General features: G+C 52.2%; 7 protein-coding genes. 1 reads left to right on the forward strand and 6 read right to left on the reverse strand.

The features are described from left to right. From BMZ36_RS14075 to BMZ36_RS14095, 6 genes are all read right to left on the reverse strand, one after another. On the reverse strand, positions 1-2090 hold a 2090-nt coding region (locus tag BMZ36_RS14075; RefSeq protein WP_143086080.1), incomplete at its 3' end, for a tetratricopeptide repeat protein. Between the two features lie 269 nt (positions 2091-2359). Further along, a complete protein-coding gene (locus BMZ36_RS14080) occupies positions 2360-3193 on the reverse strand; it encodes a hypothetical protein (RefSeq protein WP_091198364.1) in 834 nt (277 codons plus the stop codon). Further along, on the reverse strand, positions 3190-4674 hold the full coding sequence (locus tag BMZ36_RS14085; protein ID WP_091198367.1) for a CHASE2 domain-containing protein: 1485 nt from the start codon (positions 4672-4674) through the stop codon (positions 3190-3192). The genes BMZ36_RS14080 and BMZ36_RS14085 overlap by 4 nt, the downstream gene beginning before the upstream one ends. A 258-nt stretch (positions 4675-4932) precedes the next feature. After that, on the reverse strand, positions 4933-5538 hold the full coding sequence (locus tag BMZ36_RS14090; protein ID WP_091198370.1) for a tetratricopeptide repeat protein: 606 nt from the start codon (positions 5536-5538) through the stop codon (positions 4933-4935). Positions 5539-5704: 166 nt separating this feature from the next. Next, the gene (locus BMZ36_RS14445; protein ID WP_143086081.1) at positions 5705-6037 is read right to left on the reverse strand and encodes a hypothetical protein; all 333 of its coding nucleotides are present in this window, start codon (positions 6035-6037) and stop codon (positions 5705-5707) included. A gap of 92 nt (positions 6038-6129) precedes the next feature. After that, complete coding sequence (locus BMZ36_RS14095) at positions 6130-6717, reverse strand: Lcl C-terminal domain-containing protein (RefSeq protein WP_143086082.1); 588 nt, start codon at positions 6715-6717, stop codon at positions 6130-6132. A gap of 14 nt (positions 6718-6731) precedes the next feature. On the opposite strand from BMZ36_RS14095, the gene BMZ36_RS14665 reads away from it, so the two are divergent. Then, positions 6732-7020 (forward strand): hypothetical protein (locus BMZ36_RS14665; protein WP_218142741.1); only part of this gene is annotated, 289 nt, incomplete at its 3' end.

Raw genomic sequence — 7020 nt, forward strand, 5'->3', positions numbered from 1 at the left:
ACCCCCTCATCCGCCAAGCCCGCCAGCCCATTCGGGCGGGCCACCATGGCCCGATAGGCCGCCACCGCCCCCGCCAAGGCCGCTGGCTTGCCCAGGTCGTGATAAGAAACGACACCATCCGAACTCATGGTCAGCGCCAGAATCTGGCCCTCGTTCTCCAAGTAGCTGACATACACCGCATCCTCCGGCAAATGGCGGGCCGCCTCGGCGGAGGGCAGAATTGTCGGGGTGGTCAACTGGGCGTACTTCGGATATTGCGTCAGCAACTTGCCATGCAAGGTACTCAACTCGCGCTCGACCTGATCGCGAGAGGCTGAGAGATTTGCCCGTTGCGTATCGTTCTCGGCCTTGGCCACCTTGTCGTTCAGTAGCGCCAACTGGCGTCGCAGGTTCTCCAGCGCAGCCGCCTCCTCGGCAGGCAGCACCTGTTGACCGGCGCGGGCGGCGGTTTCTTCCAGCAGGGTGCGGGCTTTGCTCAACTCAAACAGATGAAACGCTTTTTCCGGCTGTTTCTGCTCACCCAGCAGCTGGGCGTAATCCTTGTAACCCCCGACATACTGGGCAAACAGGTTCTGTTTGGCTTCGACTCCCAAGCCGGATTGGGAGCGCAGTTTCTCGACGATGGTGATGTAGCGTTCGTATAGCGGCAGAGCCTGGGTAGGGTTGGCCATTAGCCTGTGCTGAAGGGCGAGGGTTTGAGTAGAGCTTGCAGTGGCGGGGTGCTCGTTACCTAGGCTATTTTCGGCGATGGTCAATGCTCGCTGGTAAAGTGGCAGGGCTTTGTTGTCATCGCCCATGGTTGTGTAAAGCACGGCGAGGCTTTGTAGACAGGAGCTGGTGTCGGGATGCTCGGGCCCTAGGGACTTTTCAGTAATGGCCAATGCGCGCAGGACAAGTGGCATTGCTTTACCCGGATTACCCATCTGGAGATATAACCTGGCAAGGTTATTTAGGCTCATTCCGGTATCAGGGTGTTCATGGCCGTTGGACTTTTCGGTGATAGACAAGGAGCGCAGATAGAGCGGAAGAGCCTGTGTATAGTTACCCATGTTGCTATATAGCAGGGCCATGTTGTTGAGAATGGCACTGGTTTCAATATGATCTGAGCCACGAGTTTGTTCTGTAATGGTCAGTGAGCGTTGGTATAGATTCAGTGCGTTGATATAGTCGCCCGTGGCGTTATATATGCCGGCAAGTGTGTTAAGGCGGATGCCGATTTTGGATGGCTCTGAATTTTGAGACTCTTCTGCAATGGCAAGAGCTCTCTGGGCTAGAGGAAGCGCCTTGCCGTATTCGCCATTAAGTTCGTACAACTCGGCAAGATTCCCAAGGTAAAATCCTGTTACCGGATCGTTTCTTCCAGCAATTTGTTCAATTTTGGCCAAGGACTCATGTGCTAATGGGATTGCTGCGGCATATTTACCTGAGTTTTTTAGTTCTTCAATTTTTGATGTTGTATCTATTAAGGCTGGTATTTGACTAAAGCTGGTTTCGAACCATGATTTCGCAGCTCGACTTTCTTTGGTTTTTATTTCTTTTTCGATGAAGGTGTCAAGACTTTCAAGTGGGCCATTGATTAAGTCTTCATGCGACCTTATTAGCTTTAAGCTTTCTCTGTACCATGAATAGGCGTTTTCAGTATTTCCTTCAAGAAGGAAAGTGTGGCCAAGATTTGTTGTGTTTTCTATATTTTTTTTGATTTCGACGGATCTTTTGCAAGCGGAGCGGGCTTCTTTTATCCTGTTGAACGAAATTAAATTGCTGCATAGAACACCCCATGATTTTTCATCGTCTGGGAATATTTCCGTATCTTGCTTGTAAATTGATATTATTCCGTTTTGAAATTCTAATTGGCGCAATAAAAAGGCCTTGAATTTGATTAATTTGTCATCTTCTGGGTGAAGTTTTAGTAGCTGCAAAATTTGCTGGAGCGCTTGTTGATAGTCGTTGGCTTTAATGGCCATGGATAGCGCTTCAAGCAGTTTTGTTTCTGCGCTAGAGATGGGCGCCGTTTCGGCTCGAAGCACTGGGGCGGCAAAGCACAGCGCAACAGCCAGTGCCAGGCGGACGAGACGGGTTTGTGGGGTCATGTTCGGTGTGTCCTTTTGTGTGGTATGCCGTTTGGACGCTCAAGGCCGGGGTTTGTCTGGCCAGTTGTAAAAAAGCCGCACTAGTGGTTCGCGTGGATACCGAGACGCGCATCTGCGCACCAGTCGCGCGAAGCGAACCGCAGCCATAGCATGGCTATGGCGAGGATGAGTGACAAAGCGAATGGGGATGCGGGGCGCGCCGAACATAGCAGAATCTGTGTGACTGATTACTAGGCCCTGTGCGGCTTTTTTGTTGCAGGGGCAAGCGTTTATTGCCCCATCCACTGCATAGCTTCCAGCCCCCAGTTGTTGCCTTGTTCCTGCAACCATTCGCCATACAGACGGTTGCGGGTGGTTTCGTCGAGTCGGGCTTCTTTCAGGGGAAGCGGCATGGCTGGGCGTTGCGCGGCGGGGACAACGCGGATGGTTTCGATGTAGCGCTTGCCTTGGCTGTCTTCCAAGGTCAATTGCAATGTGCCTTCCTGCAGCACGATGCCTGAGAAGGTGTGTGCGGGGGCACCCAGGTTGTCGGCTGCGGTTTGGCCCGTTTTTTGTTTGATGGTGATACGGTAGGGGGCGGTGCCGCCTTGCCAGCTGAGTTTCAGGTCGCGGGTTCCTCCGGCAATGAGTGGATTGCCCACTGCTAGAGCCGGAATGGAGAGGGCGTGTGCACCGGACGATTGGTTGCGGGCGCTGGCCGAAATGGTTTTGACCGGGTTGCGCTGTGCGGATTTGCCTTTGAGTTTGTCGCCCATCCAGTCCAGCAGGTTTTTCTGGACAGTCGGAATTTCGCCCGCCTGTTTGATCTGATAAGGGGCATCCGGTCGGGCTTGGCTGGAGGTGACCTGTACATTTTTTTCGCCAATGACAAGTTTCAGGGTCAGGTTGTCACGGGTCAGAACGATCCGGTCGCCATCGTACAACATGCGGTTGGCGGGCGTGTACGGCAGGTTTTTTCCATCCCGTTCAATGCGGACCGTATCCATTCCTGTGTTGGCCGGTTGCAGGCTGTCGATCCAGCCCACCTTGACACCCGCCGCATGAAGTTGGCTGGCCGCCAGCAACACAGCAATAGGCAGGGAGTAGAGAGAGCGGGTTTTCATGCTGTTTTCTCCTGATTGGAACTGTTGTTGCTTTCAATTTGAGCCATTTGGCGGGCTCGGTCGATTCGTTCGTGAAAGCTCTTGGCGACCTGATGCAACTGTACCGCCAGCAACGGCAAGGCAAAATCCAGCCACATGCCGGCTTTGAAAAGCCACAGACTGAGCGGCAACATGGCCGCTACGATCAGTACATAGGTAATGACAGCACCTGCGAGCGAGCGCCAGCGTGCAAAGATCAGGCTCATGACCACGATCAGCGCGCTTTGCAGGAGCAGCTTTCCGAGTAGGCCGGGGGGCTGTATTTCTCCGTGCTGCAATATCGAGTGGATAGCGTTGATGATGATCATGGCGCCAGGCATCTCGCCGAACGGCGTCATATGGGTATCGCGCGCCTCGGCATGGCTGGTGCCGATAATCACAATCTGCCCGTTCAAGTCTTCTTTCAGGTCCGGCTGCTGGATGATGCGCCGGGCGGGAATCTTGGTCAGCAACGGGGTGGGGGTGCCATTCCACTCGATCTGCGGACGGCTTTCTCCGGGTTTCAGTTGCCATGGAATACTGTAGAGAATGGTTTTCTTGATCCGGTCCCCGCCCAGATGCACGGCCAAGCGGCTATCTACCCGGAATATCTGATCGGGCAATTCTACGGCTTGATCGCAACCGGGGGTTAGCTGGTTGGCAAGCGTTTGTTTGAGCTGCGCATATTGATCATGCGAGATGGCCAGAGTCGCCAACTGCACCGAAGGCAGTGCCACCGGTTGGGCGGCGCCATCTTTGCCAACATGGCAGACGGGCTCCCATACTCGCCAATGACGAACCACCCCGTCTTCCGCCAGGTTGTAAAGCGATGAGGCTGGGTGAATGTAGGGATGATCCAGCCCAAAAGTTTTATCCAGAAACGAAGTGCGCAAGCGCGTAAGCCCGGTTTCGCCTTCCAGCGGAGCCATGAAGGTACGAATCTGAAAAAGGTGCGTCCGGTTTCCGGGCTGGTTGAAGCTGGATAATTCCTCCTGCAGCGGGACATCGTCCGGCGTGGGACGATCCAGTGCAATATCCACCACGATGCTGGCCGCGCCGTTTTCCCGCGCGTAGCGGATAAGGGCAGCCAGCTTGTCCCGCGGGGTAAAGATCGGCTCGCCCCATTCGCGGTAGGTTTCTTCATCGACATGGATAAACGTAAACGGAACCGCCCGCTCCGGATGGGCAGGCGCGCTGCCGCGATACTGGTTCAGAACCCAATCGATGCCGTTGTATTCTGCTTTGCGAATCAGATCGCTGTTGGTCTGGGTAAACAGCCAGAGCCCGATCCCCAAGCCAATCAGCAGGTTGATCACCACTGCGCGAGCGGTGCCGGAGAGCTTCAACCAAAGCCGCGCCACTGGCCCTCCGTGGCGCAGGAACAGTGCTTCCGCCTTATCCAGCAGGTTGTGTGCAGAGGCGTATTTTTCTAACGACGCAATTTTGGCTTTAAGTTTGTGCATTGTTTTCAACGCGATCAGTTAGCGCAATGGCCATTATCATAGCCCAACCTGTTTCTGAAACCCTAAGGGTGAGCGGGGTATGCAGAAGCGGGTTGGGTTATGTGTTGGACGAGCCCGGCGAGAAGTTATCAGGGTATTGGCTCCCGTCGGCAAGCTTTTGAACCTGTTCAGAATCCTGCCGCGAGCCTCTATCGCGATAGGCCCAGAACAGGTCCATGTTGCCCGGTGCGGGAAAATCCCGGCTTGAGCGATGTGCTTCTATGGTTTTGCTGAAAATGCCCTACGGTACCACCTCTCTGCTTCGGCGTTGTCCCGTTCTACGCCTTGTCCTTTTGCATACATGTCCCCCAGATATTTCGAAGCAAGGGTGTCTCCCTGTTCGGCTGCTTTGCGGTACCATTTTGCAGCTTCCGCGTAATTTTTCTCTACGCCAATTCCTGCGCTGTATGAATTGCCCATGGCCAATTGAGCATCGACAAAGCCCTGCTCCGCAGCTTTGCGATACCACTTGACCCCCTCATTCGAATCCTGCGTTACGCCTTGGCCAAACGCATATGCGTCACCCAATGTTTTTTGGGCGACAGCCAAACCTTGGTCAGCAGCTTTTCGATACCACTTTGCCGCCTCTGACTTATTTTTTTTAACGCCATGACCTTTGTAGTACATCTCCCCCAGATTGAATTGGGCTTCAGCGATACCTTTGATGGCCAATGGTCTGAAATTCGCAAGCGCAGTTGCATAATCGTTTCGTTCGTAAGCGGCCAAACCTTCTTTGAGGCCAGCCCAAACTGGCGAGGCCAGCAGAAGACCGATGGCCAAGGCAACGGCACGTAATAAATATTTATGTGGTTGATTTCGTTTCATGGTGTTCTCCAGATGGTTTGAAGCAGTACAAGTAAATCCAAATCAGATCTAAATTTTCGATGCCATTTGTTCATGGCAAATATTGGGCTCGTACTTCATACAACACGAACGGAGCTCAACGGGCAGGTTTTCCAAGCCCCCGATCGGTGTATGTGTAGTTCGCCGGCTAACGAGACGAGCATGTTTGCTTTACGCGCAGCATGTAAAACATGGCCCATTCCGCACCACCTCCGCAGGATTTACATGCTTCGCGCGCTTCATAACTACTCAACGAACTGCAATCTTTTTTGCAGGCTTGCCGGAGGGCATAATCGGAGATCGAAGAGCAATCGCCCTTGCATACTTGTCGTGTCGAATAATCTGAAATCGCCGAACAATCACCTTTGCAGGCCTGACGAGCTTCATATTTTTTAAGCGAGCCGCAATCGTCTGCCAGTGCGGCCTGCCCAATAAACATCAGCGCACAAGCGCTGAATACATGTAGAAGCAGTTTTTTCATGAATTTCTCCTTGAAATAAATATAACTATTGAGTTCAATATATTGCTGCTAAATTCGTGTTCTGGATTTTGGCAAAATTGATATTTTTATGGTTACTTGCCTACTCGCACCAAGCGTATTTGGCCACGAGCCCTATACGTATCGTAGTAGCCTTCAGCATTGCCAGAGTTGAAATCAACGACGAAATGAGCGAAGGTGCTATGCTCGTAAGAAGAAGACAAGAACGGATATGAGAGTTGCTCACCAGGGAATATGCGGGTATTGATGGCGGGATTCCAGCAACCCGCTCGGGGGGCATCACTCCACCGACTCTTGTGCTCTTTTGAACCTGAAAACAGAGTTGTCAGTTCGTACAAGCTGGGCAAGCGCCAGGCTTTATCGTTTGGCGAGTATTTGTGCTGCTTGGCATCGTCACTGGAGTGCTTGCTGAGGGAATAGCGCTTTAATGCGTCGTCCCAAGTCATGACCCTTGGTTCATCTGTGCAGGTCGTGCCATTCCAATTCATCCCCTCCGCACAACGCTTCCAGGTAAGATTGCTTTTCTTGTCATAAACTTCCGCCCCTTTGATTTGGTAACGGTTATCTGGAGCCCAGGATTTTCCATCACATTCGGCCTGTGCATACACAAATGGCAGCATAACCATGGCAATGGTCAGTAAGGACTTGTTTGTACGTTTCATGGTGGTTCCTTTTTTTGAAAATTACTGTCAATGCGTGGATAAATATTTGGATTATTGGTGGATGTTATTATTTAGTTGCGCCTTTGATCGTCGTTCAAATTTATAAATCAGTTTTAACGAATTGGCGAAAACAATCTACGCGCCTTGTTTTTTACAAGTCTGTTAAATTGAACCGATTAAACCCGGGAAAATTGTTTATTGAAGCCCGCTCACACCCCATACAACACAAACGGAGCCCAGTAGGCGGGGTTATCGAGGCCATCCTGGCTGTTGATGAACTCCCGCTTCACCGCATTCAAGGCT

The sequence above is a fragment of the Formivibrio citricus genome, from assembly GCF_900115065.1.
Classification (GTDB): domain Bacteria; phylum Pseudomonadota; class Gammaproteobacteria; order Burkholderiales; family Chitinibacteraceae; genus Formivibrio; species Formivibrio citricus.